The following is a 23776-nucleotide window of genomic DNA, read 5'->3' on the forward strand; positions in this document are numbered from 1 at the left end:
CTTTTTGGGGGTATTCCCCCATTTTCAATGTGGCGGTTTCCTGCTTATCTGTCGCGCAAAGCAACAAGCGGACGGGGTTTCGGGGTAATGATCAAACAGGTGATGCTGGCATGGGCGATAACACTGGCCTTTGTCGTGACATGCGTATCCGGGGCACAGGCCCAGGAAGATGTCGTCTGGATTCAGATCGAGGCACAACCCAACCTGAATACAGCACTTGAGCGCGCCAGCGCCTATGCCGCCGAGTTGGAGGATGTGAACGGCTTTTCTCTGGGTGGCGGTTGGTATGGCATTGCCTTGGGCCCCTACACCCGCACCGATGCCGAGCAGGTGCTGCGTGTCTACCGCTCGGAGGGAGTCATTCCGCGCGACAGCTATATCGCCTTGTCCTCAAGCTTTCGCCAGCAAATTTGGCCCGTCGGGGCCAATGTGCTGAACCGGGGCGTGATTGCCCCCCCGGTCGCCGTGCCCGAAGCGCCAGAAGCCCCGGCCGTGGTGGAGGCCCCTGCTCCCGCGCCCGATGAAACCCCCGCCCAGGCGCAGCGGAGTGAACGCGCCCTGAGCCGGACCGAGCGTGAAGAATTGCAGATCGCCCTGGCTTGGGCTGGCACATATAACGGTGGCATCGACGGCGCTTTTGGCCGGGGCACCCGCAACGCGATGGCGGCCTGGCAGGAACAAAAGGGCTTTGACGTCACGGGCATTCTCACAACTTTGCAGCGCGCGGCTTTGCTGGACGACTACAACAGCGTTCTGGACGATCTGAACCTGCAATTGGTTCGCGATGAACAGGCGGGGATCGAGATGTTGATGCCAGCCGCCGCCGTGCAGTTTGAGAAATACGACTATCCCTTCGCGCATTATAACCGTTCGGGTGACATTGATGCGACCGTGCTATTGATCAGCCAGGCCGGGGATCAGGACACCCTCTTTGGCCTTTATGACATCATGCAGACGCTGGACATTGTGCCATTGGACGGTCCGCGTACCCGGCGCGACCGGTCGTTTACGCTGGTGGGCGAGAACGCCAGCCGCATTTCCGAAACGCGCGTGGCGCTGGAGGATGGGCAGATCAAAGGCTTTACACTGGTGTGGCCTGCGGGCGACGAGGAACGGCGCAGCCGTTTGATTGCCGAGATGGAGAAAAGCTTTGTCCGGCTGGAGGGCGTGATTTCACCGCAGGCAGGCAGCGAAGAGCAGGCCATTGACCTTGTGGCAGGCCTGCAAGTGCGCAAGCCACGCCTCTCGCGGTCAGGCTTTTTCGTGGATTCGCGGGGCACCGTGATGACAACCGCCGAGGCGGTCGACAGTTGTACCCGGATCACGCTGGACGGCGAAACAGAAGCTGATCTGACGCTTGTAAACGAGGAAAAGGGTGTAGCGGTGCTGCGGCCTACCGTTGCGCTCGCGCCCCTTTCAGTGGCCCGATTCAGCAATGCGCAGCCCCGATTAAATGCCGAAGTGGCAGCCTCCGGTTACAGCTTTGAAGGCGTGCTCGGGGCGCCGTCGATGACTTTCGGAAATCTCAGCGATGTAAAGGGCTTGGACGGCGAGCCGGATATGGCACGGCTCGCGTTGAACACGCTGCCCGGCGACGCGGGCGGTCCGGTTCTGGATGCGGGCGGCGGTGTCTTTGGCATGCTGTTGCCGGCACCCAGCACGGGACGCGCCCTGCCCGATGGCGTCCGCTTTGCCCTGGACCGCGAGGCGTTACAGGACGTGCTGGCCCAAGCCGGCATGGCCGGAGCCAGCACCAACAGCAGCACGGCGATCGACCCCTTTGATCTGTCGGCGGCGGCCACGGGCATGACTGTTCTGGTCAGCTGCTGGGACTGATGATTGAGTTAAATTGGCACGATTACACGGGCGCGGTTTAGCCATTTGTTAACGGCTGCCCGGTCATTTGTGAGGCACAGCGTGGGTGCGCTGTTTCATCAGTGACCGGAGTGTATCATGTTTAAAACCCTTCTGAAATCAACGGCGCTTGCCGCCGCAATCACCCTGCCAGCCCTGCCCGCTGTGGCCAGCGCCGCCAAACCGCCGCTCAGCCATCAGGGGCAATGGTGGACGCATCCTTCGGGGTGCGAATACTCTCGGGCAGGCCGTCCTGGCGAAACCGTGTGGTTCTTGATCATCAACACCGCGCGCCCCGGCTGTCCCAGCTATATCGCGACCGAGACATGGGGCGGCATCTACCGTGCCGAAGGTCCTAAAATCTGAACGGGCATGTCGCACCACAGATACGCCTAACGGCTTTGATCTATAAGGCGCGCCGGTGCCGCATCCCCGTAAGGCGGAGGTGTCCTCCGCCTCAGCCGATAATGTCGGGCGTGATATAGATCAGGGTCGGGCCATCTGCGTTGAACGCCTCTTGCACAGCCGCTTGCATTTCGTCCAATGTCTGAGGTGCTGCAGATTTGGCGCCAAAGGCTTCGGCCAACTTGCAGAAGTCGGGATTGTGCGCAATCACCGCGTTTGGCGCAATCTGTGCGCGCACCATGCTGTCTTCGATCTCGCCCAGCTTGGTATTGTCCCAAAGGACAATGGGCAGAGGCAAACCCAACTCAACCGCGACGCCCAACTCGGCCATTGTATAGTGGAACCCGTAATCCCCGATCATAGCCATCGTGGGCTTTCCCTTGCGCGCCACTGCACCGCCAATGGCCGCAGGTGTCGCATAGCCCAAGGTGCCAAAGCCGTACGGATGATGCCAATGGCCAGGGCGATCCATATCCCAGACTTCTTTGGCCGTGTAGGCCAGTTGGGTCATGTCCGAATAGATCATCGTGCCCTCGGGCACACAGTCGCGCAACGCATCACACACCAGAATGATGCCTGGCCGTTCCGCGTCAATCTCGGCGCGCCAGCGGTCGCGATATCCTGTGATAATCTCGGCTGACCAACCAGATTTTGGCTTCTTCATGTTCGGGGCGTGTTTTTCAAAGGCGGCACGCAGTTTCGTCAAGACATCTGCCGCATCATATTGAAGGCAGAAGTCAGCTGGATGCGCGGCGGCCAGAACTTCGGGATCAATGTTCACATGGGTCGCCCCCGGTCGCTGGCCTGCGGATGCGCGCCACAGATCCACCTCGGCCAGATCAGTCCCGACAAAAACAACGCAATCGCTGGCCTCAAAAATCGCCGCACTGTCAGGCCGCGCAAGAGCCGCCCCAAAGGAGAGTTCCCAATCGACAGGCACAACACCGCGACCCGCATATGAGGTGAACGTTGCCGCCTTACTCATGGCCAGAACGGATGGGATCGGCCCACCACTGTGGCTGGCCCTGCGCGCACCCCCCCCAAAGACAAAGAGCGGCCGCTCTGCCTGCAGCAGCCGGAGCGCCAACAGGTCAACCATGTCCATGGGCGCGCCTGAAGTGATCGCGCCGGGCAACCGCGTCACCACAAATTTACCTTTATGATCAGGGTCTGGATCGGGCCGCCACCGGGTGACGGCCTCGGCTTGCGCCTCGAGCTGAGCAATGGGCACCTGGATATGTTTGGGCCGCGTCCGCTTTGCGCCGAATTCGATCAGGGCGCGGTCAATAAGAGCATATGTCGCCTCTGCACTGCGTGCTTCTTCCGACCAGTCACATACGGTTTCTGCCGCCGCGCGCTGGTCTTTCATCTGGTGCAACTGCCCGCGTGTAGCGGCCACTTCATCCAGGCAAGACGAGATCACCAGCATCGGAACACTGTCCGAATAGGCCTGACCCATCGGCGTCATGATGTTACACAGCCCCGGTCCCGTGATCACATAAGCGACCCCCGGTTTGCCGCTGGCCCGCGCATAGCCGTCCGCCATGAACCCCGCGCCCTGTTCGTGGCGCGCCAGCACATGCGTGATCCCGGCTTCTTCGATACCACGGTACATTTCCTGATTGTGCACACCGGGAATGCCAAAGATCACGTCGACGCCGCGATCCTTCAACATGTGGGAAATCTGTGCACCTAGGGGGCGGGTTTGCGGCATTACGCTCTCCAGAATTGGACGGTGAGGATGACATAGACGGCCATCAGTTCCAGCCGCCCGATCAGCATCGCGGCGGCCAACAGCCATTTGGCAGTGTCGTTGAGGCCCGCAAAATTGCCTGCCGGGCCAATCTGATCGCCAAAGCCGGGCCCCACATTCGCCAGTGCCGCGGCCGCACCCGAGATCGAGGTGGTGAAATCAAGTCCGGTCATGGCCAAAGCGACTGCCAGCAGGCCCAAGGTGACCGTGAAAAAGACAAAGAAGGACATGACCGAGTTCAGCACGTCCTCGCCCACAGGGCGGCCAGCATAGCGCGGGGTAAAGATGCCATGGGGGCTGCGGGTCTTTTGCAATTGGGCGCGGATCGACGCGAACAAAAGCTGGTACCGGAAAATCTTGATAGAGCACGCTGTCGAGCCAGCGCAGCCTCCGATCAGACCTGTGAAGAACAGCACTGCAATTGCGAAACTACCCCATTGCCCATAATCGGCATTGGCAAAACCGGTGCCTGTCATCAGCGAGACCGAGTTGAAGAGCGCCGTGCGCACTGCACCCTCGTTGATCGCGTTTTGCTGCCACAAATTCCAACCCGAAATCAGCAGCACAATGACCAGCGCAGTGGCCAAAAAGGCGTGAATTTGCGTGTCTTGCAAGAGCGGCCGGGCCGTGCCCGCGCTCAGCTGAACAAAGCGCACGAAAGGCAAGGCCGCCAGCAGCATAAAGATCGTTGCCACATAGGACACCGCTGGATCGAACGCCCCGAACGAGGCGTCGTAATTGGCAAAGCCGCCTGTTGCGATGGTTGTCATGGCGTGCACGGTGGCATCAAAGGCGTTCATGCCCGCCACCAGATAGGCAAGCGCACAGATCATGGTCAGCGCCACATAGATCACCGAAATGCGGCTGGCGATTTCCGTCGCCCGGGGCAAGATTTTACCAAATGTATCAAAGGATTCGGTGCGGAATATCTGCATACCCCCGACCCGCAGTTCGGGCAGAAACACCATGGCCACAACGATGATGCCGATGCCGCCAAGCCATTGCAGGATGCCGCGCCACAGCAGCAGGCCTTTAGGCAGCTCTTCCAGCCCCGACAGCACGGTCGACCCGGTCGTGGTCAACCCGGACATCGCCTCGAAAAAAGCGTCGACAAAGCGGGCCTCAGTCGCGCCGAAAAAGAACGGCAGTGCCCCAAAAATGGGCAAGGCGAGCCAGACACCGGTGGTGAGCAGAAATGTTTGCTGGATCGTCAGCCCTTCACGCACACCATTCGCGCAACTGAGCGCAATGGCACCACCCGTAAAGACAGTGATGACGGCACATTCGGCAAAGATTGGCCAATGCTCCCGCCCCTCGGCCAGGTCAACCAGCATGGGCAGGATCATGGCCACTCCAAGCACGGCCACAAGCAGGCCGATCACGTATCCAACTGGGCGCATATCCAACATAGCGCCAGCGTTGAAGCGCCGCCTGCCTGCTGTCAAGCAGGTGACGCCTGGCGCTGTGAAAACTTGCGGTGGCGTGCTGCGCCCGTGTCAGATCAGACGTGCATCAAGTCGCGGAATACATAGGCCGTGATGTCAGTGCGGCGCAGGTTCATTGCGGCCAGTTCTTCATCTGTTTTGGCGTTCAACGCCTCAATCCGCTGCATCCGCGCGTCCATTGCGGCAGAAATGGTGAGAGCACGGCTCACGGATGTGAAAAACCCGGTGATGCCATTCCAGATCGCGGCGACAAAGCTGGGTTGGGTTTGTGTAAGATAGGCCATCGGATACCTCGTATCTATTTGATTTCGTGTCCTCCCGATGGTTTCGAAAATAAGGATGTATGGCCGAAATGACCAATGCCGATCCTGCATGGCCGGGTTGTCATGAGCGGGCGGCGGGTTGCGGTTGGTGCGCAGGTTACAGGCCGGGATGTACGCCTAGCGAGGATATGCGGCAAACGTTTGAGCCGGAAGCATCAGATGGCGGAACACTTCGCCACTGGAGTGCAGTGCCATGACGATGCCGCAATCCCGGTACGGCGGAAGTCGCCCCCGCCGTCGTCAATCGAATTTGGGTGCGCGTTTCTGGAAGGTTGCGGCAACCACCTCCATCTGGTGGGGTCTGCCGATGAGTGCTGCTTGCGCCCGGCTTTCTTCTAGCAAGACCGCATCGGCATCGTTGGTTTCGGCAAAGCCGATCAGCGCCTTGGCGGCCCGCAGCGCCGATGGCGACTTCTGCGTCAGCATTTCGGCCAGTTCCAGCGCTGCGCTCAGCGGGTCGTCTGCCAGTTCGGTGACAAGCCCCCACGTCTCGGCCTGGCGCGCGTCAATGGGCGTCGCCGTATAGGTCAGTTTCCGCAGCACATCCCCTCGCACCAAGCGAGGCAACAGGACCATGCCCCCCATGTCCGGTACGATGCCCCACTTCATTTCCATCACAGCCAGTTTGGCATCCGGGGCCGCGATCCGAATGTCAGCCCCCAGCGCCAGTTGCAGACCCGCGCCATAGCAGACCCCATGAACTGCCGCGATCACGGGCATGGGCACGCGGGTCCAGACCATTGCGACCTCTTGCCATTGGTTTGTCGTGCCGTTCCCATGGCTGCGCGGCATCAGCAGATCGTCCGGGTCCTTGCCGATCATGGCGCCAAGGCTGCCTACGTCGATCCCCGCACAGAACCCCTTGCCCTCGCCAGAGATCACGCAGACGCGCGCATCCGACTCCGCAACTTCCAGTCCAGCCGCAATGACCGCGTCGATCATGGCCTGATCCACTGCATTCATCTTGTCAGGCCGCGTCAGGCGGACATGGGCGATGTGGTTTTCATAAGTGACGGAAACGCGAGGGGTGTCGGACATGGGGGCTCCTTGTGCATAGCCCACAGACAAGCCGATCTTGTGCGCCCGCGCCAGCGAAACGTGGGGGCAGCCCCCTAGTGCACGACGCGTTCGACCGCGCGCATCATGCCCAGCGATTTGTCATAGACCAATGTCAGGATACGCCGCCCGCTGCCGGAGCGGGCCAATGTGACGGGCAAAGCCCGCACGGCCCCTGCTGCGGCGACGCTGGACAGGAAACCCCGGCGTGTAAGATGGGTCATGGGTCGCTCCTTTCAGTTGCGAACGATTCTCATATAGGTGCGCAAAGCCAATTCTCCAAACGCTTGCCCTGCCTTGCCGTGCACGCTAGGCCTGCTGACATGACTGATTTACGCCTGACACCGCTTGCCGCCAGCCTGCCCTCTACCGTGCCTTTCGTGGGCCCCGAAGCGCAGGAACGGGGGCATGGTCGCGCGTTTGACGCCCGGCTTGGCGCGAACGAAAATGTCTTTGGCCCCTCGCCTGCTGCCATCGCCGCGATGGCCGCCACAGACCAGTGGAAATACGGCGACCCCGAAAGCTTTGAGTTGCGCATTGCACTGGCCGCCCATCACGGCACGACGCCTGATCACATTATGGTCGGCGAGGGGATTGATGCGCTGCTGGGCTATCTTGTACGCTTGTTTGTGGGCCCGGGCGATCACGTGGTGACCTCGCTGGGGGCTTACCCGACCTTCAACTATCACGTGGCGGGCTTCGGCGGCACATTGCACACCGTGCCTTACGTGGATGATCACGAAGATCCCGTCAGCCTGTTTGCCAAGGCCGCCGAGGTTGCGGCCAAGCTGGTGTACCTCGCCAATCCGGACAATCCGATGGGCACCTGGCATGATGGCGCCACATTGGAGGCCGCACTTGATGACCTGCCCGAGGGCACAGTGCTGGTTCTGGATGAGGCTTATATCGACACGGCCCCCGCAGGAACTGCCCCCGACCTGGACGCAGACGATCCGCGTGTCATACGCATGCGCACCTTTTCCAAAGCCTATGGCATGGCCGGTGCAAGGGTGGGATATGCCGTCGGCGCGCCCGAGATGATCAGCGCGTTCAACAAAGTGCGCAATCACTTTGGGCTGAACCGGTCAGCGCAAGCCGGGGCCTTGGCCGCGTTGAAAGACCAGACATATCTCACAGACGTACTTGAGAAGATCGCAGCGTCCCGCGCGCGGATCATCACCATCGCAGAGGCCAATGGCCTGACTTGCCTGCCCTCGGCCACCAATTTCGTGGCAATTGACTGCGGCGCGGATGGTGTCTTTGCCAAGGCCGTCCTGGACGCGCTGATCGGGATGGGCATATTCGTTCGCATGCCCTTTGCCGCGCCGCAAAACCGTTGCATCCGCATAAGCTGTGGCACGCCCGCGGATTTGGACGTGGTGGCGGACGCCCTGCCCCGCGCACTTGATCACGCAAAAAAGGGCTGACAGGCGCGCGGCGCCACCTATAGTTTGAGGCAGAGAATGATCTGCTTTGAGGCTGTCATGGAAGATCACAGAATGGGCAGCGCGCCCAACTACACAACTGCTTGTATCGTGATGTTCGGTGTGAACGTCATGATGTTATTGATCCTGGCCTGGGTGTTTTGGGGCTTGCTCGCGGCCGTTTTTCTGGCCCTGTGCCTCAACCACCTGATGGACCGAATGTCGGTCTGGGCTGCCGCCCGCCAGGCCGCGTCGATCCGGCGCGGCAAAAGGCTCTGAGCGCGGCGAGGCTCAGCCCCTCGGGCATATGCGCGCCTCCCCCCTCCCGGGGACTATTTTAAAACTGATACACTGGAACGCCCCGCGTTAGGCCCTGACCCGCAAGGCGGAGGTATCCTCGGCCACGCGACAGTCACAAAAAGCGCTAGCCTTTTCCAATGACCTGAGCCGCCGCCTCTAGCGCGCCTGTGCCATGTGGGATGTCGAGGGCGATCAAACCCGCTTCGATCCCGCCCAAAAGCCCCATGATCATATGCCCGTTCACGTGACCCATATGCCCCAGCCGGAAAAACCCATGCCATGCCGGATCGCCTGGCGGTGCCATGCCAAGGCCAATGCCCAGGGTCAGGCCAAGGTTATGCTCGACCCAGTCGCGAAGGGCCGTGGCATGGGGGGCCTCAAGCCGCAGGGAGGTGACGGCAACGCTGCGATGGGCTGCGTCGGCGACGTTCAGCTCAAGCGGCCCGGTGCTGCCCCAGGCATCGCACGCCGCCCAGATTGCGCGGGCCAGCAAAGCATGACGTTTCCACACCGCTTCCATCCCTTCGGTGTGGATTATGTCAAGCGCGGTGCGCAGACCATAAAGGTGATGGGTCGGGGCGGTCCCGTTCCAGTACATAAAGAATTCTTCGGGATTGGCGCGCGGTGTCCAATCCCAATAGCGGCTGACGCGCGCCATATCCGCCCGCACCTGTGCGGCCTTGTCATTAAAGAACACGAACGCCATCCCCGGTGGCACCATCAGCCCCTTTTGACAGCCCGCCACCATTACATCGACGCCCCAGGCATCCATTTCAAAGTGGTCGCAGGCCAGCGACGCAATGCAATCAGCCATCAAGAGCGCGGGGTGCTCGGCGGCGTCCAGCGCCTTGCGCACCGCATGGATATCGTTGCGGATCGAAGTCGACGTATCAACATGGACGGCCAGCACGGCCTTGATCTTGTGGCTTGTGTCGGCGCGCAGGGCTGCTTCGATCTGGTCCATATCCATAGGCGCGCGCTTGCCGAAATCCATGATCTGGACCTCCGCCCCGAGCCCTTCGGCCATGTCGGCCCATCCATGGGCAAAACGCCCCGTTGCGGGCACCAGTACCGTGTCACCGGGCGCGATGGTGTTGGCCAACGCAGCTTCCCAGGCCGCATGGCCATTGCCGATATACATCGCCACGTGCCCGACCGTGCGCGCCACTCTTTTCAGATCTGGCCCCAGGGTGGCTGCCATATCCACAAGCGCACCGGCATAGATGTTTGGCGCACCACGATGCATCGCCTGCAATACAGCGTCAGGGATCACCGATGGGCCAGGAATGGCCAGATACTCGCGCCCAAATCGGGCGATGGGGGGCATGGACATAAGATTCTCCGGAAAGATCGTGTGATGCGGACCGTAGCGTGCTGGGGCGCGCCGTCAATCTGATGCGCGACGCTTGCCCCGCTGGCGGGGGCAGGCTACACCACAGGTCCTGATGTCCCTCACCGGAGTGCGGCGCTGACCGCTGATGTTCCACGCGTGACCACCCCCACCCCTTCCTCTGCCGCTGACCAGAACGCCCCCGAAGCGCCGTCGACCCCGTCGGGGCCTTTGATGCGCTGGCTTTGGGCAACTTATTTGCGCAAGCATGTAGGCACGTTGATGATTGCGGTCTGTTTCATGGCGCTTGAAGGGTCCATGCTGGGCGCGCTGAGTTACATGATGCAGCCCATGTTCGACAATGTTTTTGTCGAGGGTGATGGCAGTCTTCTGATCTGGGTGGGCCTGATCCTGATTGCGATCTTTCTGGTCCGCGCGGTGTCATCGGTGGTCCAGAAGGTCCTGCTGACCCGCATTGCACAGCGGACCGCCGCCGCGTTGCGCATTGATTTGCTGGACCGGATGATGCTGCAGGACGGCAGCTTTCATCAAAGCCATCCGCCCGGTTTTCTGATCCAGCGTGTGCAATCGGATGTGAACGCCGTAGGCGACGTGTGGCGGGCCATCATCACTGGCGCAGGTCGCGATTTCATGGGGCTGATCGTGCTCTTGGGCGTGGCGATCAGCGTCGACTGGGTCTGGGCGCTGCTCGCCTTTGTGGGTATTCCGCTGCTGGTTTTGCCTGCGGCCATGGCCCAGAACTATGTCCGCCGGAATGCACGCCGGGCCCGTGACCTCGGTGCACACCTCTCGACCCGTCTGGACGAAGTGTTTCATGGCATCGTTCAAATCAAGCTGAACGCGCTCGAAAGCTACCAGTCGCGCCAATACCGCACCCTCACCGACCGCTTTGTCGACACCGAGGTCAAAGCCGCCTTTGGCGGGGCGGCGATCCCCGCGATGATCGACATCATTTCCGGCATCGGGTTCATGGCGGTGATCCTTTACGGCGGGGCCGAGATTATCGCGGGTGACAAGACCATCGGTCAATTCATGACCTTTTTCACCGCGATGGGCTTTGCTTTTGACCCGCTGCGTCGCCTGGGTGCGATTTCCGGACTGTGGCAGCAAGCGGCCGCAGCAATCGAGCGGATCAAGGAGCTTCTGGACGCGCCGTTGACACTCGCCTCGCCCAAGACGCCCAAGGCCGCCCCCATGGGCACCCCTCAGATCACAATGGAAAACGTATCGCTGAGCTATGGCGATACACAGGTACTGCACGATTTGTCCTTCACCGCACGTCCTGGCGAGACGACCGCTTTGGTGGGCGCGTCCGGCGCGGGCAAATCCACCGTTTTCAACCTGCTGACCCGGCTGGTCGATCCGCAATCAGGCAGCGTGCGCATCGGGGATGTTGCCACTTCTGATATGGACCTTGAGGACCTGCGGGGCCTTTATTCAGTAGTGACCCAAGAGGCGCTGCTTTTTGACGAGACCTTGCGCGAAAACATTCTGCTGGGCCGCACTGATGTGACTGATGCGGACCTGAAAACCGTTCTCGACGCGGCCCATGTGACCGATTTCGTCGAAAAGCTGCCCTTGGGTCTGGACACGCCTGTGGGCCCGCGTGGCTCTGCCCTTTCGGGGGGACAGCGGCAGCGGGTGGTGATCGCGCGCGCCCTCTTGCGCGACACACCCATTTTGCTGCTGGACGAGGCCACCTCGGCCCTCGATGCGCAATCCGAACAGGTCGTGCAAAACGCCTTGGACCGTTTGTCTTCCGGGCGCACGACCTTGGTGATTGCGCACCGTCTGTCGACCATTCGGGAAGCCGACAAGATTGTGGTGATGGATCGGGGCCGTGTATTGGATGAGGGCACCCATGACGAATTGCTGGCCCGGGGTGGTATCTATGCCGACCTTTATCGCTTGCAGTTCAAGGACGGCAAAGCCGTTGTCGATATGTCGTCCTCGCGCACGCTTGAACGTCGGTTGGACGCGGCACCTGGACACCGGGCGGGGTTGATCCAGCGCTTGGCCGCGCGGCTGTTTGGATAAGGGGTTTGCACCCTATCGGCGATAGGCTCGGGCCAATGTCGCAGGATCGGTGCCAATAAAATACCGCAAAAGCGTCCAGAGATTGCGCGCCCCGCGCCGTGCCCATCCTTGTGCCCGATATTTTGCAGAACTGGTGACCGCAATCGCGTCCAATGCGACCAACTGCCCTTTGAGGGCGCGAGCCAAGGCCACATCCTCCATCAGCGGTTGGTTGGGAAAACCGCCCACGGCGTCATAGAGCCTGCGCGAGATCAGCAATCCCTGATCCCCGTATGGCAGGCCAAAGACCCGCGCTCGCAGGTTCGCCCAAGCAGCGACGAACCGCCCCCCCCGGTCAAAACGCAGCTTGAAATAGGCGGCCTTGCGTTGCGTCAAATGGGCGGCGGCCACGGCGGACCAACCTGGGTCAAGCACCGTGTCAGCATGAATTACCAACAGCCATTCACCACGCGCGCCTTCGCAGCCCCGCCGCAATTGACCACCTCTTGACGGAGCGCCTGTCACAATGTTCGCGCCCCACGCGTCGGCCAATTTGAGCGTTTCGTCCGTCGACCCACCATCAGAGATCACCAATTCGGTGATCAGCCCCGTATCCAGCCCCTCGACCAGCGCGGCAAGACAAGCCGACAGATCGGCCTGTGCGTTCAGCGTCGGAATGATGACAGATATAGGCGCAGCCATGACGGCCCCTTTTGCATTGCTTTGGGGCTGCTATATGACAAGAAACCCAGACAAAAGGAACGGGCCCATGTCAGAACGCCACATCTTTCGCCTGAAGGGCGCGGACACGCTCAGCTTTTTGCAAGGTTTGGTGACAAATGACGTGCAAAAGCTATCGGATGGGTTGGTTTATGCCGCTTTGCTGACCCCGCAGGGCAAGTATTTGGCCGACTTCTTCTTGGTGCCAGAACAAGATGCGGTGTTACTGGACGCCGACGCAAGCCAGGCCGATATGCTACGGACGCGGCTGACAATGTACCAACTGCGCGCAGACGTCGTGATTGAGGATACGGACCTCCATTTGCACCGTGGATTGGGAGATGCCCCTGATGACGGGTTTGCCGATCCCCGACATGCAGAGATGGGGTGGAGGGCCTATCGTGACGCGGCTCAGACCGAAGACGGCGTGGATTGGACCGCGCGACGCGTTGCGCATTTGATCCCCAAGACAGGCGTGGAACTGACCCCCGATACGTTTATTCTTGAGGCCCGATTTGAGGCTTTGCACGGCGTGGATTTCCGCAAGGGCTGTTACGTGGGTCAGGAAGTGACGGCCCGCATGAAGCATAAGACGACGCTGCGCAAAGGGTTGGCACATGTGTCGGTCACCGGGGATGCGTGCGCCGGGGATGCGATCACCAAGGAAGGCAAGCCTGTTGGCACCCTGCTGAGCCGTGCGGGTGATAATGCGATCGCCTATCTGCGCTTTGAACGGGCGCAAGGCGAGATGCAGGCGGGTGAGGCACAAGTGATCTGGGACCAGAGCGGAAACTGACACAGTTTCCGGCCAAAATCCGACACGGATTTTCGTAGCACCCAAAGCAGCAACCCGCACGGAAAATGTGTCATTTTCCAGCCGATCTCTGTGTCAGAGATCGCCACTGTTCCACCACGCGTCCACCTCTGGAAGGGTCACACATCCCTGCAAACCAATGCCGACAAGGCCGACCGGCCCCTTGCCCACGGATACGGTCATCTGCCTGCCCACACAGTGAACCTCCCAAACCTGACCACGTGGTGCCGCAACATATCCTTTAACCCGGAACAAACCATCTGGCCGCGCAGCGAGATGCGCCAGCAATTCCTCTTTTTCGAAAACTGTATCTGCCGCCGCCTGCCATCGCACATAATCTGCATGCGACGCGCGACGATCCGGCACCTGCCCTACCGCGATGCCACAGATCAGAGGAGCCACAAGCGCGACGGTGGCCAGGTCCAAAGCCGTCCCAGTCAGCCTTGCGGGCCATGCCCCTGCTGCCGTCTTCGACACGACAACCACATCCGCTACATCAACTTGAGCACGCAGTTGCACACCGATCTGCGGATCGTCGGCGAGACGATCAAAAGCCACCGCATCAACCACCGTAACGATCCCACCATAGGCCAGATCGGGCTCCGCCAACGCCACTTGGGCAATCGCTGCAGGATCCGCAATGCCCGAGGCTTCAACCACCAGATGATCGGGCCAGTCCGACCGGTCGAGGACATCGCCAATGGCCAGAAACAGATCTGCCCCCATCGTGCAACAGACGCAGCCATTGGTCAGCGCAATCAAATCCTCGGATGCCGCCGCAATCAGGGAGGCATCCACATTGAGTGCTCCGAAGTCATTGACCATGATCATCAGGCGCAGCCCATGATCCTCGGCCAGCAACCGATTGATCAAGGTCGTTTTCCCCGCGCCCAGATAGCCACCGATGACCGTCAGCGGTAACTTCACAACAGGTGCACCTGCCCGCCCGACACGGTGCCCAAAACCGGTACATCCCGCAACGCCATCGGATTGACTGCGGTTGGGTCCCGCCCCAGTACCGAGAAATCTGCGCGTTTACCCACAGAGATCGAGCCGATTTCGCCGTCCAGTTTCAATGTATATGCGGCCCCCATCGTAATCGCATAAAGCGCTTCATCCACCGTCAAACACTGCCTTGCCCCCAACACCGCGCCTGACATCGTGCGACGATTCACGGCGCACCAGGCGGTCAACAAGGGCCCCAAGGGCGTCACTGGCGCGTCCGAATGCAATGCATAATGAACCCCAACATCTGTTGCCGTGCGGGCCGCATCCATGCGATGCGCGCGATCTTTGCCGATGGTCAACGCCACGTGCTGGTCACCAAAGTAATAGATGTGATTGGAAAAGATGTTTGTACAGCAGCCCAGTTCGGCCGCGCGCTGAAACAGATCCCTGTCCATCATCTGACAGTGTTGCAGCACGTGACGATGGCCCGGACCGGGATGGGCGCGCAACGCGGCTTCAATCGCATCCAACGACACTTCTGCGGCCTCGTCCCCGTTCACATGAATATGCATCTGGATGCCCCGTGCCTGCATTTCGGCGCAGATGGCGTGGATCATCTCGGGCGCAGTATTCCACAATCCATTGGGTTGGCCACCTACATAGCCGGGCCAACGCATCCGGGCGGTCCAGCCCTGGATCGCACCGTCGGTCATCAGTTTCACCGCCCCCAACCGCAGTTTGTCCGTCGAACGCGCGGCCAAGGCTTGGGCCTTGTCCGCCATTGCGACGGGATCGCCCATCACCCCAAGGGCCGGCACAATGCGCAGTGGAAAATCATCGCCCATTATGTCCAGCATCACATCCACATCCGCATCCGTGATCGACGAAAAAAGGTCAGTGATCGTTGTCACGCCCACACGCTGCGCCACTTTGGCATAGGCGTTGATCGCCTCCGGCGTCTGGCTGAGGCCACGGAAATCAATGCCCAGACGGCGCATGATCGGAAACATCGCCGCCATCTCTTGCAACTCGCCCGTTGGCGTGCCGTCTGGGCCCTTGATAACCCCTTCGGCATTGGTGCCTGAGCCGTAACCCACCATGTCGAGCGCCTTCGAATTCACGCACATCAGATGAAAATTGGAAAAAAGGATCGCGATGGGACGGTCCGTGCTGATTTGATCCAGATGGGAGCGGTTGAGGCGCGCATCGCTCAGGAAGATCGGGTCAAAGCCCCAACCGATCAAAGGGGCATCCGGATTCAGGCCCTCGGCATAGTCCTTCAACCCGCCAATCACCGCATTCAGGTCGGTCGATCCGGGCCACAGCACGCCATCCGGATCAATCCGATCGTGGAAACCCGCATAGGCATAGCGCCAGACACCACCTGCCATCATATGGGCATGCCCCTCCACGAGGCCAGGCATCAAAACTGCGTCTTGCAAGCGGTCGTCATGTCGGACCGGGCCCCATTGGTTGGCGCAACCGGCATCTCCCACTGCCAGAACACGGCCATCGCGCACCGCCACATGGGTTGCCTGGGGGCAATTGTCGTCCATCGTGATGATCTTGCGCGCCGCAAACACGGTGATGTCAGACATGTCTTTCCCTTCTCGTGGCTTGCACCTGCGGACAGGCTGGCAGCAATCCAAGCAAACTGGGAGTCAAAACTCAGGACTCCGACAGACGTAAATCGGCTGCGCCCTCTACAGATTATAGCGACGTGGCGTCACTCTGATGGTGCTGCCGATCGGTGCGGACGCAAATCATTTGCATCTTTTGAATCAAAAAGGGGCCCAAACGGACCCCTTCTTGAATTTTGCATGGTTAATTTTCTGCACTTGCAGCATCACGAGGTGTGATCATAGATCACGCCCGTTCTGCGTATTCCATGGTCTCGGTGTTTACCACGATGTCCTCGTCCTGGCCCACAAAAGGCGGCACCATGACCTTGATCCCATTGTCCAGGACCGCAGGCTTGAACGAGTTGGCTGCAGTCTGGCCTTTGACCACCGGCTCGGTCTCGACGATCTTGCAGACCACCTTTTGCGGCAGAGCCGCACTAAGTGCCTCATCCTCATGAAACTCGACCTGAATGGTCATGCCGTCTTGCAGGAATGGGCGACGTTCACCCAGGATTTCCGCTGGCAATTCAATCTGTTCGTAGGTGTCGCTGTCCATGAACACCAGCATTCCGTCGTTTTCATAAAGGAACTGCTGGTCCTTTTGTTCAAGGCGTACACGCTCCACTTTGTCAGCGCTGCGAAAGCGTTCATTCAGCTTGGAGCCGTTGCGCAGGTTGCGCAATTCGACCTGAGCAAAGGCGCCGCCCTTGCCGGGTTTGACATGGTCGACTTTGACAGCCGCCCACAGCCCGTCATTGTGCTCAAGCACATTACCGGGGCGTATCTCGTTTCCGTTAATTTTAGGCATGTGGCAAAACCTGGGCAAAAGGTTGATGAAAAGTTGATGCACCCTATATCTTGCCGGTATGCGCCCCGCAAGACAACGATATGCAGTGCTGCACACGCAGCGAGATATGCGCTCAACGCAAAGGTGCCATGCAACAACGGGGTATCCGAATCGATGTGGATGGGTCATAAGGAACGCCACGCCGAAAAGACAAGAGCAAGAATAAAGGAAGGACGACGAATGAAAGATTTCGTTGACGGCACAGCCTTTAACAACGAACAAGGCAACCGTGCACGTAAACTGTTTGCAGCCGTGGTACTGGCCGCACTTGACGACGCTATTGCGGACGACAAGAAATATGGAAATGGGCCCGAGCAGATTGCTCGCTGGGCACGCTCGCGCGATGGTCGCGAGGTGCTGAGCTGCGCAGGCATCGACCCGAACGAGCGGGTCGTGAGCGGCCTGATGGAATTTGTCGGCAAAGGTGTGCGGACTTCCGTCGCGCTGAGCCGCGAAGAATCCGAGCGTCGCAATGCGGCGTTGCAGGCCGAAGCCGCCTGATTAAACTCAAAATCTGCTGTACCGAAGACGCACCCCTCTGCCGGGTGCGTTTTCAATTGAGGCAACTGTGCTGTTACATTAGCTGTCCACGAAAAAGAACAGCCACTGCCGTACGACCCAGAACTCGGCCACCAGCAGCAGCAGGGCAAAGATCATCGCCCACCAAGGCACCTGCCGTAGCCACAGCAGAACGACAGCCGCCGTTGCCAGTGCCGCTTCGATCGGCGCAATCCAAGCGGCACCTTGCCGCGTGTCCCAATAGCTAAGCGGGCTTTCGAACACCCATGCTGTGGCGGGCCAGAAATGCGGCCGCCCATCGTCGTGATGCAGCGGTATATCCAGACACAAGTGCAAAAGCGCGGCCCCTGTCAGGGCAGTCGCCCAAGGGACCCGGCGCCACAGAGCGGCTCCCAAGAGAGCGCCCCAGACCAGAAACGAATTATCGATGGCAAAGACGGTTTGCCAGGCGTCTGAAAAGTAAAGCTCGTTGAAAACCCGCTGTCCCGGGATGCCCAGCACGAAAAGCGCCGCGCCTGCCATCAGATAAAGCGACAGATCGGGCAGCAGGCTACCGACAAAGGCGGCCGCCAGAATATGCGTATGTGCAGGCCGCCCAAAGGCCGCTGCCCCAATCAACAGATGCGCAGGTGTGTTCAATATCAGCCCCCAAAGACCCAGGAGAAGTCTGGCGCAGATGCGAGCACAATGCCATTGCAATAGGTGACACGGCTTGTCGCGTTTGCGTTATTCGAGGTCTTGTGCTGCCAAGGCGCGATGGATTTCGCGGCGCACCAATTTGCGCACATTCCGCGTGATCCGTTCGCCCAAGGCCCCTTGCAGTTCCTGGCGCACGATATCGCTGACCAACTCGCGCAGCGCATCTTCGTCCAGAATGTCGTCATCGCCGGTGAAGAATGGCGTATCGTCTTCTGGTTCGGACGTCGCCGTTGCCTCAACATGAGGAACAAAGGTAGCCTCGACCACCTCTTCATCCTCCTCCTCGGCATCTTCCCACGCCATTGCCGGTGCTTCGGTGCCCGCATAAGCGTCTGCGCCTGCCTCGTCCGGCTCAAACTCATCCGAGCGTCCGGCAATCAAGGTCTCAAGCGCCGCAATCTTTTCACCCAGCGTTTCGGGGGCCGGTACGTTGGGCGAAGCGTCATGATCGTCCAGCGAAACACTTTCTTCAATGACCGCGTCATGCGCCTGGAGCAACATGGGCGCGCTGTCTTCATCGTCTTGCGCTTGGTCTTGTTCCGCCTCGGCATGGTCTCGCGCCTCATGGGCATACGTCACCTGCCCCGGCGCTGACACCTCATCTTCAGAAACATCGTCCTGCGCAAGCTCAGGCTCCGCCTCATACTCAGCCTCCGCGCTGACGTCATCGTCAAGAACGCGCAGCGATGGCGTGAGCACCAAACGATCGGATGCAGGGGCGGTCGCGCTCTCGGGCTCCTTCCGTTTTTCGTCAGAAACCAGACGGCGGATGGACGACAAAACGTCCTCCACCTCGGTGTTGGTCATCGGATCAGACATATTTTTGTTCCACTCTCACCTCAGACGGCAGGATACATGCCGAAAGAGAGTCGCACAACAGGATGCTGAAAACCCTAATCAATCCGTGACATTCAGCGCGCGCAGCACTCGGTCAAGTTGTCTGCCCTGCCGTGTATTGCGCGCAGGGGCGTTCTGAACCAGGCTGTAATAGGCGGCAGGGTCGTAAATCTGAACCGGCAGCTGCAATCGTTGCGCTGTCAAAAGGCCCATGCTTTCCAGAACCTGATAAGTTGCGATGTATTGATCCGCTTGCGCAGAAATCCGGTTTGTTTCCGCGTCCAGCAAATCCTGCTCTGCATCCAACACGTCAAGTGTGGTCCGAGCGCCCAAATTCGCCTCTTCGCGCACGCCACGGAACGCGACGCGGGCGGCCCTGATCTGCCGTTCAGAAGCCACGAGACTTGCGCGTGCGGCGACCAGGTTGGAAATGGCAATCACCACATCCTGCTGCACGCCATGGCGCACGTTGTGCAGGTTGCCACGCGACGCATCGCGCACCGCGATGGCTCGGCGCCAACTGGCGCTGAGCGATCCGCCCCGATAGATCGGGCCACCATAGTTCAGCGTAAGCGAGCCTGTCTCGGACCCATTTTCGCTGCCAAACCGTTCCTCGACCTGGATAGCGCCCTGCAATGTGACGGTGGGCGACATGTCGAGATCGGCGGCATTAACCAGCAGCTCATTGGCGGCCACTTGTCGCTGGGCCTGATCCATTTCGGGATGGTTGCGAACGGCCACGGCCTGTGCACGGGAAATATCGGTTTCGGTGTTTGGCAGACGCGGCACAGCAGCCAGGCGGCCCGGTTGGCGACCGACGACATTGGTATATTCCGCTTGTGCCTGTGTCAGGTTGCGTTGCGCATCAGCAAGGTTGCTGCGCGCTTGGGCCACCGCAGCTTCGGCCAGCGCCACGTCGGTGCGCGTTACCTCACCCACTTCAAAGCGGTCCTGGGCAGCGCGCAGTTCCTCGTTCAACAGGCGCAGGTTGTTACGGCGCAACGCCACGAATTCTTCCTGGCGACCCACGTTGAAAAAGGCGACCGCTGCCCGCAGCAGAATGCTTTGCTCTACATTCAAAAGCGAGGCGCGGGTGGCCAAAACCGTTTCCTTGGCCGCTTCGATCCGGTTTGCATCCGCCCCAAAGTCAAAAAGCTGGAGCGTCGCATTGATCCCGAGCCCAACCGTGGTTTGGCCGATATCGACAGATGCGCCGCCTGTGGCAGATGTTGCCGAACTGCCGAATGTGTGGGTGACGTTGCCCGCCCAGGTGACAATCGGTTTCAGAACAGATGCGGCGATGGCTACATCTTCGTCAGCGGCCCGCAACAAGGCCCTGTTTTGATCCAGCAAGCCGCTGTGATTATACGCCCCGACAAGTGCGTCCGCCAACGTATCGGCCTTGGCCACCGGCGCGTTCAGCACCATGGTTGCCACAGTTGCCGCGATAGCTATCCGCCAGGTGCCCTGCCAACCGGTACGTTCTGTCATTGTGCCTGCCCTCTTGCCGTTTCTTGTCCACCTGTGCGTGGCGTTTTTCAGAGTTGGAATTGGTCGTGCCGCTTAAATCCGTCCAGTACCGGCGCACCCGCATTAAAGGCCCGTCGCCAGGACATCCGCCCGTCAGATTTGTAACCGATCCTTACTTCGCCCAAAGCGCCGTCCATGAACACACAGCCCATGCGCCCACCATCCTTGAGTTGGTCAATGATGGCCTGTGGGACGTGATCGACGCCACCCTGGATCACGATGACGTCGTAAGGCCCGTGTTCTGCAGCGCCTGCCGCCAGCTCACCGCTATGCGTGATCACGTTGTCTGCGCCTGCCGCCATCAGTGTCTCTTGCGCCTCAGAAGCCATGGCATCGTCCTCTTCAAGGGCGACGACCGCCTGGGCCATATGCGCGATAACTGCGGCCGAATAGCCAAGGCCCGCCCCGATATCGAGCACAAGCTCGTCTCCATCGATGCTCAGTGCGTCCAGCAACTTCGCCAGTGTGCGCGGTTCAAGCACAACCCGGTTGCCGCCAAGATCGAGGTTACCATCCATATAGGCCGCCTCGCGTTGCGCAGCAGGTACGAAATCCTCACGCTTGACCGATAACATCGCATCAATGATGGGAAATTTGGTCACATCCGAGGGGCGCACCTGCGTATCAACCATCATTGTACGGCGGGCAGAAAAGTCTGTCATCACAGCTAAACTCGTTCGTTCAGAATCCTGAATTAAGGTGTGCCATATCGCGCGGCCCTGAGCAACGAGGGATAACGCGAAAACGTCGAACTGTGGAGTACTTGCCCTTGCACGGGCTTTGGGAATGGTCTAGCAGCGGTTCTGCACCATCGGCGGCGAGTTGGCGGAGTGGTGACGCAGCGGATTGCAAATCCGTGTACACCGGTTCGATTCCGGTACTCGCCTCCATTGTTTTCAATGACTTGCGTCATGTCATTTCTCCATTTGCTCGATTTTTGAAACAGGCGTTGAAACATTCACGTTTCCTTCCTGTTCTGTTAAAAGCGGTTTCGCGCGTCCTGCGCCCGCGTTGCCAGTTCCCGCTGGCGGATCATCCCTCCATATTTTTTCAGCATCTCGACACCAGAGTGACCCGTGACGGCCTTCACCATCTCGTCGTCACAACCTGACTGATAAAGCTCGATGGTCGCATTCTTGCGCAGCCCGTGGGTCACGTAGGTGGCCGCGTCCGGGTGCTCCATCTTGGCTTTGACCTTGCGCATTTCGTCGGCAACGGTGCGATAACGCACGGGACGGCCCGCCTTGTCGGTAATGACGGTCAGGCCCTTCTTTTCAACCGTTGCCAGATACGCTTTGAGACGATCCGTGAACGGTATCCACATGGGCTTGTCGCCTTTGCCTTGCGTGAAGTCCCATTCGCCGTCGCGGATATGGTTCCAGCGCATCTTGAGCACGTCACCGATCCGCTGGCCGGTGCCGAGGCACAGTTCATAGACAAGCCGCGCACGTGGTGTCGCCACCGTCTCAAACTCTGCCCGCACATCATCCGGCCACGGCTCCCAGCCGTCGCTTTCCTGCTTAAATAGCGGAATGCCCTTGGCCGGGTTGCCGTGCTCTTTTTTGAGGAAGCCAATCAAGCGGGCGTGGTTCATCAGAACCACCATGAGCTGCACCAGATAGTTGGCTTGCCGCCACCGATCAGCATTGGCGCGGTGCAGTTCATAAACGTGGTGCGTCTCGATCTTAGCCGGGGCTTTCGTTCCCCAGATCGCCCGGACATGGCCGATGTATTTGCGATAGTCGGCTTTCGTGCGCGGCTTCAATTTCTTGAACGCATCGCTTTCGTAATAGCTGAGAATCAGTGCCTCAAAATTGCGCTTGGCCGGGACAGGCTCACGGCCCTTGAGTAGGCGGTTGTAGTGGCCCCAAAACTCAGGCGTTCCGGGTTCCTCTTTCATCATCACCGATTGACCGCGTGACCGGCGGATGAAGCGGACGTAGCCCCGGTCGGCGTAGACGTATTTGGGCAGTTCGTTCTTGGTCATTTGCCCATCCTCAAGTCTGTATTGAGGAAGTCGTCACCGCCCTCAGCGTCGGCCATAGAGGCGTCGATAACCGTGGTGCCATCCGGCTTGAGTTCAAACCGCGCGCGCGCCCACCCGGCCTCACGCGCAGCCTGAATGAGCGCAACGGCATTCTGCCGGGCTTGGGTTTGGGGGCGCGGCTCTTTAGCCATCGGAACCCCCATCAATCGGCCAGCCATCATCGCCAATCTGCATCGGTTCGGGCGGATCAATTTCGCCACGCGCCACAAGATCGTCGTGCCAATAGTCGGCATAGATGCCGAGAACGCGGAAGATCAGATAGCCCGCGTCATAGACGCTATAGGCCATATTCATCCCGCCGCTGATTTCGGCTTTGTGCCATTTGACTGTGCGCGGAGTGCCATCGTCCTTCATGTCCGCGAATACGATCCTCGCTTCGCTGAATTGCAGATCGAAGTCGGACAAGTCGGACAGTTCATCGACGCACTTGAGCATGGTATTGCGCACCGCATCGGCGACAGGCTGAGCATATTTATACGTCCGCCCGTCACGTGTGATGTCGAAGATCACTCGCAGCATTGCCGCCGACACAAGCGAATAAAGCCGGGGGGCCGTCTTGGCCTTCCCCGACTTCACAAACGGCACATGGCCACGGTCTGACAGCGTGTTCAGCAGCTTCTTAACCTTCGGGTCGGATGCCTCCCCGATTGCCGCCAGTCGGCACACCTCCACAGGAGTCATCCAGAATCGCTCAGCCTCAGCAGCAGACAGATCAGGCGTGTAGAGCGATATCTTCATGGCCTCTGCCTACCATGCCGTAGCAAGCAAAGCAAGACCCTTACTACATCTTGGCAAGCCCTGCCCGAAAGGTTTGATGCATCGAGCGAAACTGGTGCGCGATACCGTGCCCGCAACGCTGTACAGAGTGACTTTGAAATTTTAGGATTGAGAGCGCGCTTATGAAGCCGGTAACAATCGGGGTGTAGGCAGTGCGTACTTCTAGGTTAGGCCAATAGATGCGAAACAGCGGAATAGGTGATTGGAATTGGGCCATCGCAGTCAGCAGTGCTCGCTATAATGCAGTGGTTGTAAGGGATATTGTTTCAGAATGGCCAGAAGGACGCCCCCAAGACGTTCCAATTCATGAGATCATTTTCTGCGCATCCAACTTAGCACTGGCAACCGAACTTTACTTAAAGGCGACCAACGTAGCTTGCACCGGACAATACCCCCCAAACACTCATAACCTTAGGGTCAGGACTCATAGCCAATAGATGACGATGGCGGCGAGAGCGATGGCAGAGAGGAAGACCTTGGGGCATCTGT

The 23776-nt window shown here is 59.6% G+C and carries 24 protein-coding genes and 1 tRNA gene; 8 read left to right on the forward strand and 17 right to left on the reverse strand.

The features are described 5' to 3' along the window. Nucleotides 1-87: 87 nt before the first annotated feature. Nucleotides 88-1836 carry a serine protease gene (locus Q1A44_RS16105; protein WP_299627324.1) on the forward strand — a complete coding sequence of 583 codons (1749 nt, stop codon included), beginning with the start codon at nucleotides 88-90 and terminating at the stop codon, nucleotides 1834-1836. 117 nt (nucleotides 1837-1953) lie between these two features. After that, the gene (locus tag Q1A44_RS16110; protein ID WP_299627326.1) at nucleotides 1954-2220 is read left to right on the forward strand and encodes a hypothetical protein; all 267 of its coding nucleotides are present in this window, start codon (nucleotides 1954-1956) and stop codon (nucleotides 2218-2220) included. Nucleotides 2221-2311: 91 nt separating this feature from the next. Here the strand turns inward: Q1A44_RS16110 and Q1A44_RS16115 are convergent, their stop codons facing one another. The 5 genes from Q1A44_RS16115 to Q1A44_RS16135 all read right to left on the reverse strand — a co-directional run bounded on the left by Q1A44_RS16115 (nucleotide 2312) and on the right by Q1A44_RS16135 (nucleotide 7060). Then, nucleotides 2312-3973, reverse strand: coding sequence for a thiamine pyrophosphate-binding protein (locus Q1A44_RS16115; RefSeq protein WP_299627328.1), 1662 nt, complete (start codon nucleotides 3971-3973; stop codon nucleotides 2312-2314). After that, on the reverse strand, nucleotides 3973-5421 hold the full coding sequence (locus Q1A44_RS16120) for a TrkH family potassium uptake protein (protein WP_299627330.1): 1449 nt from the start codon (nucleotides 5419-5421) through the stop codon (nucleotides 3973-3975). The genes Q1A44_RS16115 and Q1A44_RS16120 overlap by 1 nt, the downstream gene beginning before the upstream one ends. 92 nt (nucleotides 5422-5513) lie before the next feature. Beyond that, nucleotides 5514-5741: a hypothetical protein gene (locus Q1A44_RS16125; RefSeq protein ID WP_299627332.1), complete on the reverse strand. Its 228-nt coding sequence runs from the start codon at nucleotides 5739-5741 to the stop codon at nucleotides 5514-5516. 279 nt (nucleotides 5742-6020) lie between these two features. Further along, a complete protein-coding gene (locus tag Q1A44_RS16130; RefSeq protein ID WP_299627334.1) occupies nucleotides 6021-6818 on the reverse strand; it encodes a crotonase/enoyl-CoA hydratase family protein in 798 nt (265 codons plus the stop codon). A 74-nt stretch (nucleotides 6819-6892) separates the two neighbouring features. Beyond that, nucleotides 6893-7060, reverse strand: coding sequence for a Tat pathway signal protein (locus Q1A44_RS16135; RefSeq protein ID WP_299627336.1), 168 nt, complete (start codon nucleotides 7058-7060; stop codon nucleotides 6893-6895). A 99-nt stretch (nucleotides 7061-7159) separates the two neighbouring features. Here Q1A44_RS16135 and Q1A44_RS16140 point away from each other — a divergent pair, with 99 nt between their 5' ends. Together Q1A44_RS16140 and Q1A44_RS16145 are read left to right on the forward strand one after the other, a co-directional pair. Continuing rightward, nucleotides 7160-8263, forward strand: coding sequence for a pyridoxal phosphate-dependent aminotransferase (locus tag Q1A44_RS16140; RefSeq protein WP_299627338.1), 1104 nt, complete (start codon nucleotides 7160-7162; stop codon nucleotides 8261-8263). Nucleotides 8264-8299: 36 nt separating this feature from the next. Then, on the forward strand, nucleotides 8300-8539 hold the full coding sequence (locus Q1A44_RS16145; RefSeq protein ID WP_299627340.1) for a hypothetical protein: 240 nt from the start codon (nucleotides 8300-8302) through the stop codon (nucleotides 8537-8539). A gap of 145 nt (nucleotides 8540-8684) precedes the next feature. On the opposite strand, the gene Q1A44_RS16150 is transcribed toward Q1A44_RS16145, so the two are convergent. After that, entirely contained in the window at nucleotides 8685-9893 is a 1209-nt protein-coding gene (locus Q1A44_RS16150; RefSeq protein ID WP_299627341.1) for an aminotransferase class V-fold PLP-dependent enzyme, read from the reverse strand. Nucleotides 9894-10124: 231 nt separating this feature from the next. Between Q1A44_RS16150 and Q1A44_RS16155 the strand changes: the two genes are divergently transcribed. Next, a complete protein-coding gene (locus tag Q1A44_RS16155) occupies nucleotides 10125-11948 on the forward strand; it encodes an ABC transporter ATP-binding protein (protein ID WP_299627374.1) in 1824 nt (607 codons plus the stop codon). 12 nt (nucleotides 11949-11960) lie between these two features. Here the strand turns inward: Q1A44_RS16155 and Q1A44_RS16160 are convergent, their stop codons facing one another. Further along, the gene (locus Q1A44_RS16160; protein ID WP_299627343.1) at nucleotides 11961-12629 is read right to left on the reverse strand and encodes a TIGR04283 family arsenosugar biosynthesis glycosyltransferase; all 669 of its coding nucleotides are present in this window, start codon (nucleotides 12627-12629) and stop codon (nucleotides 11961-11963) included. 67 nt (nucleotides 12630-12696) lie between these two features. Here Q1A44_RS16160 and Q1A44_RS16165 point away from each other — a divergent pair, with 67 nt between their 5' ends. Then, nucleotides 12697-13443: a folate-binding protein gene (locus Q1A44_RS16165; protein WP_299627345.1), complete on the forward strand. Its 747-nt coding sequence runs from the start codon at nucleotides 12697-12699 to the stop codon at nucleotides 13441-13443. 93 nt (nucleotides 13444-13536) lie between these two features. Here Q1A44_RS16165 and Q1A44_RS16170 read toward each other — a convergent pair whose 3' ends face one another. From Q1A44_RS16170 to efp, 3 genes are all read right to left on the reverse strand, one after another. Further along, on the reverse strand, nucleotides 13537-14388 hold the full coding sequence (locus tag Q1A44_RS16170; protein ID WP_299627347.1) for a GTP-binding protein: 852 nt from the start codon (nucleotides 14386-14388) through the stop codon (nucleotides 13537-13539). Then, a complete protein-coding gene (locus tag Q1A44_RS16175; protein WP_299627349.1) occupies nucleotides 14385-16007 on the reverse strand; it encodes an amidohydrolase in 1623 nt (540 codons plus the stop codon). The genes Q1A44_RS16170 and Q1A44_RS16175 overlap by 4 nt, the downstream gene beginning before the upstream one ends. 268 nt (nucleotides 16008-16275) lie before the next feature. Then, nucleotides 16276-16839 (reverse strand): elongation factor P, encoded by a 564-nt coding sequence (gene efp, locus Q1A44_RS16180; protein WP_299627350.1) that lies wholly within the window; start codon nucleotides 16837-16839, stop codon nucleotides 16276-16278. A gap of 219 nt (nucleotides 16840-17058) precedes the next feature. On the opposite strand from efp, the gene Q1A44_RS16185 reads away from it, so the two are divergent. Continuing rightward, the gene (locus tag Q1A44_RS16185) at nucleotides 17059-17379 is read left to right on the forward strand and encodes a DUF6280 family protein (protein WP_299627352.1); all 321 of its coding nucleotides are present in this window, start codon (nucleotides 17059-17061) and stop codon (nucleotides 17377-17379) included. A gap of 78 nt (nucleotides 17380-17457) precedes the next feature. Here Q1A44_RS16185 and Q1A44_RS16190 read toward each other — a convergent pair whose 3' ends face one another. The 4 genes from Q1A44_RS16190 to Q1A44_RS16205 form a co-directional block, all read right to left on the reverse strand. Then, nucleotides 17458-18036, reverse strand: coding sequence for a cobalamin biosynthesis protein CobQ (locus tag Q1A44_RS16190; protein ID WP_299627354.1), 579 nt, complete (start codon nucleotides 18034-18036; stop codon nucleotides 17458-17460). A gap of 87 nt (nucleotides 18037-18123) precedes the next feature. Beyond that, on the reverse strand, nucleotides 18124-18915 hold the full coding sequence (locus Q1A44_RS16195) for a hypothetical protein (RefSeq protein ID WP_299627356.1): 792 nt from the start codon (nucleotides 18913-18915) through the stop codon (nucleotides 18124-18126). A 78-nt stretch (nucleotides 18916-18993) separates the two neighbouring features. Next, a complete protein-coding gene (locus Q1A44_RS16200) occupies nucleotides 18994-20424 on the reverse strand; it encodes a TolC family outer membrane protein (RefSeq protein ID WP_299627358.1) in 1431 nt (476 codons plus the stop codon). A gap of 47 nt (nucleotides 20425-20471) precedes the next feature. Beyond that, nucleotides 20472-21125, reverse strand: a complete 654-nt coding sequence (locus Q1A44_RS16205) for a protein-L-isoaspartate O-methyltransferase (protein WP_299627360.1) — start codon at nucleotides 21123-21125, stop codon at nucleotides 20472-20474. 154 nt (nucleotides 21126-21279) lie between these two features. Between Q1A44_RS16205 and Q1A44_RS16210 the strand changes: the two genes are divergently transcribed. Then, nucleotides 21280-21353, forward strand: a tRNA-Cys gene (locus Q1A44_RS16210). 89 nt (nucleotides 21354-21442) lie between these two features. Here the strand turns inward: Q1A44_RS16210 and Q1A44_RS16215 are convergent. Genes Q1A44_RS16215 through Q1A44_RS16225 form a run of 3 tightly spaced genes read right to left on the reverse strand, consistent with a single transcriptional unit; the run spans nucleotide 21443 to nucleotide 23248 of the window. Beyond that, nucleotides 21443-22450: a tyrosine-type recombinase/integrase gene (locus Q1A44_RS16215; RefSeq protein ID WP_299627362.1), complete on the reverse strand. Its 1008-nt coding sequence runs from the start codon at nucleotides 22448-22450 to the stop codon at nucleotides 21443-21445. Beyond that, nucleotides 22447-22641: a hypothetical protein gene (locus Q1A44_RS16220; protein ID WP_299627364.1), complete on the reverse strand. Its 195-nt coding sequence runs from the start codon at nucleotides 22639-22641 to the stop codon at nucleotides 22447-22449. Before Q1A44_RS16220 ends, Q1A44_RS16215 begins: the two co-directional genes overlap by 4 nt. After that, nucleotides 22634-23248: a hypothetical protein gene (locus Q1A44_RS16225; RefSeq protein WP_299627366.1), complete on the reverse strand. Its 615-nt coding sequence runs from the start codon at nucleotides 23246-23248 to the stop codon at nucleotides 22634-22636. Before Q1A44_RS16225 ends, Q1A44_RS16220 begins: the two co-directional genes overlap by 8 nt. Nucleotides 23249-23776: the final 528 nt, after the last annotated feature.

Origin of the sequence: uncultured Tateyamaria sp. (assembly GCF_947503705.1) — a bacterium.
Lineage (GTDB): Bacteria > Pseudomonadota > Alphaproteobacteria > Rhodobacterales > Rhodobacteraceae > Tateyamaria.

Excerpts from the sequence above, each read along its gene's own strand:
- Q1A44_RS16105 (WP_299627324.1), top strand. The coding sequence starts at position 88 with ATGATCAAACAGGTGATGCTGGCATGGGCGATAACACTGGCCTTTGTC.
- Q1A44_RS16110 (WP_299627326.1), top strand. The coding sequence starts at position 1,954 with ATGTTTAAAACCCTTCTGAAATCAACGGCGCTTGCCGCCGCAATCACC.
- Q1A44_RS16115 (WP_299627328.1), bottom strand. The coding sequence starts at position 3,973 with ATGCCGCAAACCCGCCCCCTAGGTGCACAGATTTCCCACATGTTGAAG.
- Q1A44_RS16120 (WP_299627330.1), bottom strand. The coding sequence starts at position 5,421 with ATGTTGGATATGCGCCCAGTTGGATACGTGATCGGCCTGCTTGTGGCC.
- Q1A44_RS16125 (WP_299627332.1), bottom strand. The coding sequence starts at position 5,741 with ATGGCCTATCTTACACAAACCCAACCCAGCTTTGTCGCCGCGATCTGG.
- Q1A44_RS16130 (WP_299627334.1), bottom strand. The coding sequence starts at position 6,818 with ATGTCCGACACCCCTCGCGTTTCCGTCACTTATGAAAACCACATCGCC.
- Q1A44_RS16135 (WP_299627336.1), bottom strand. The coding sequence starts at position 7,060 with ATGACCCATCTTACACGCCGGGGTTTCCTGTCCAGCGTCGCCGCAGCA.
- Q1A44_RS16140 (WP_299627338.1), top strand. The coding sequence starts at position 7,160 with ATGACTGATTTACGCCTGACACCGCTTGCCGCCAGCCTGCCCTCTACC.
- Q1A44_RS16145 (WP_299627340.1), top strand. The coding sequence starts at position 8,300 with ATGATCTGCTTTGAGGCTGTCATGGAAGATCACAGAATGGGCAGCGCG.
- Q1A44_RS16150 (WP_299627341.1), bottom strand. The coding sequence starts at position 9,893 with ATGTCCATGCCCCCCATCGCCCGATTTGGGCGCGAGTATCTGGCCATT.
- Q1A44_RS16155 (WP_299627374.1), top strand. The coding sequence starts at position 10,125 with ATGCGCTGGCTTTGGGCAACTTATTTGCGCAAGCATGTAGGCACGTTG.
- Q1A44_RS16160 (WP_299627343.1), bottom strand. The coding sequence starts at position 12,629 with ATGGCTGCGCCTATATCTGTCATCATTCCGACGCTGAACGCACAGGCC.
- Q1A44_RS16165 (WP_299627345.1), top strand. The coding sequence starts at position 12,697 with ATGTCAGAACGCCACATCTTTCGCCTGAAGGGCGCGGACACGCTCAGC.
- Q1A44_RS16175 (WP_299627349.1), bottom strand. The coding sequence starts at position 16,007 with ATGTCTGACATCACCGTGTTTGCGGCGCGCAAGATCATCACGATGGAC.
- efp (WP_299627350.1), bottom strand. The coding sequence starts at position 16,839 with ATGCCTAAAATTAACGGAAACGAGATACGCCCCGGTAATGTGCTTGAG.
- Q1A44_RS16185 (WP_299627352.1), top strand. The coding sequence starts at position 17,059 with ATGAAAGATTTCGTTGACGGCACAGCCTTTAACAACGAACAAGGCAAC.
- Q1A44_RS16195 (WP_299627356.1), bottom strand. The coding sequence starts at position 18,915 with ATGTCTGATCCGATGACCAACACCGAGGTGGAGGACGTTTTGTCGTCC.
- Q1A44_RS16200 (WP_299627358.1), bottom strand. The coding sequence starts at position 20,424 with ATGACAGAACGTACCGGTTGGCAGGGCACCTGGCGGATAGCTATCGCG.
- Q1A44_RS16205 (WP_299627360.1), bottom strand. The coding sequence starts at position 21,125 with ATGACAGACTTTTCTGCCCGCCGTACAATGATGGTTGATACGCAGGTG.
- Q1A44_RS16215 (WP_299627362.1), bottom strand. The coding sequence starts at position 22,450 with ATGACCAAGAACGAACTGCCCAAATACGTCTACGCCGACCGGGGCTAC.
- Q1A44_RS16220 (WP_299627364.1), bottom strand. The coding sequence starts at position 22,641 with ATGGCTAAAGAGCCGCGCCCCCAAACCCAAGCCCGGCAGAATGCCGTT.
- Q1A44_RS16225 (WP_299627366.1), bottom strand. The coding sequence starts at position 23,248 with ATGAAGATATCGCTCTACACGCCTGATCTGTCTGCTGCTGAGGCTGAG.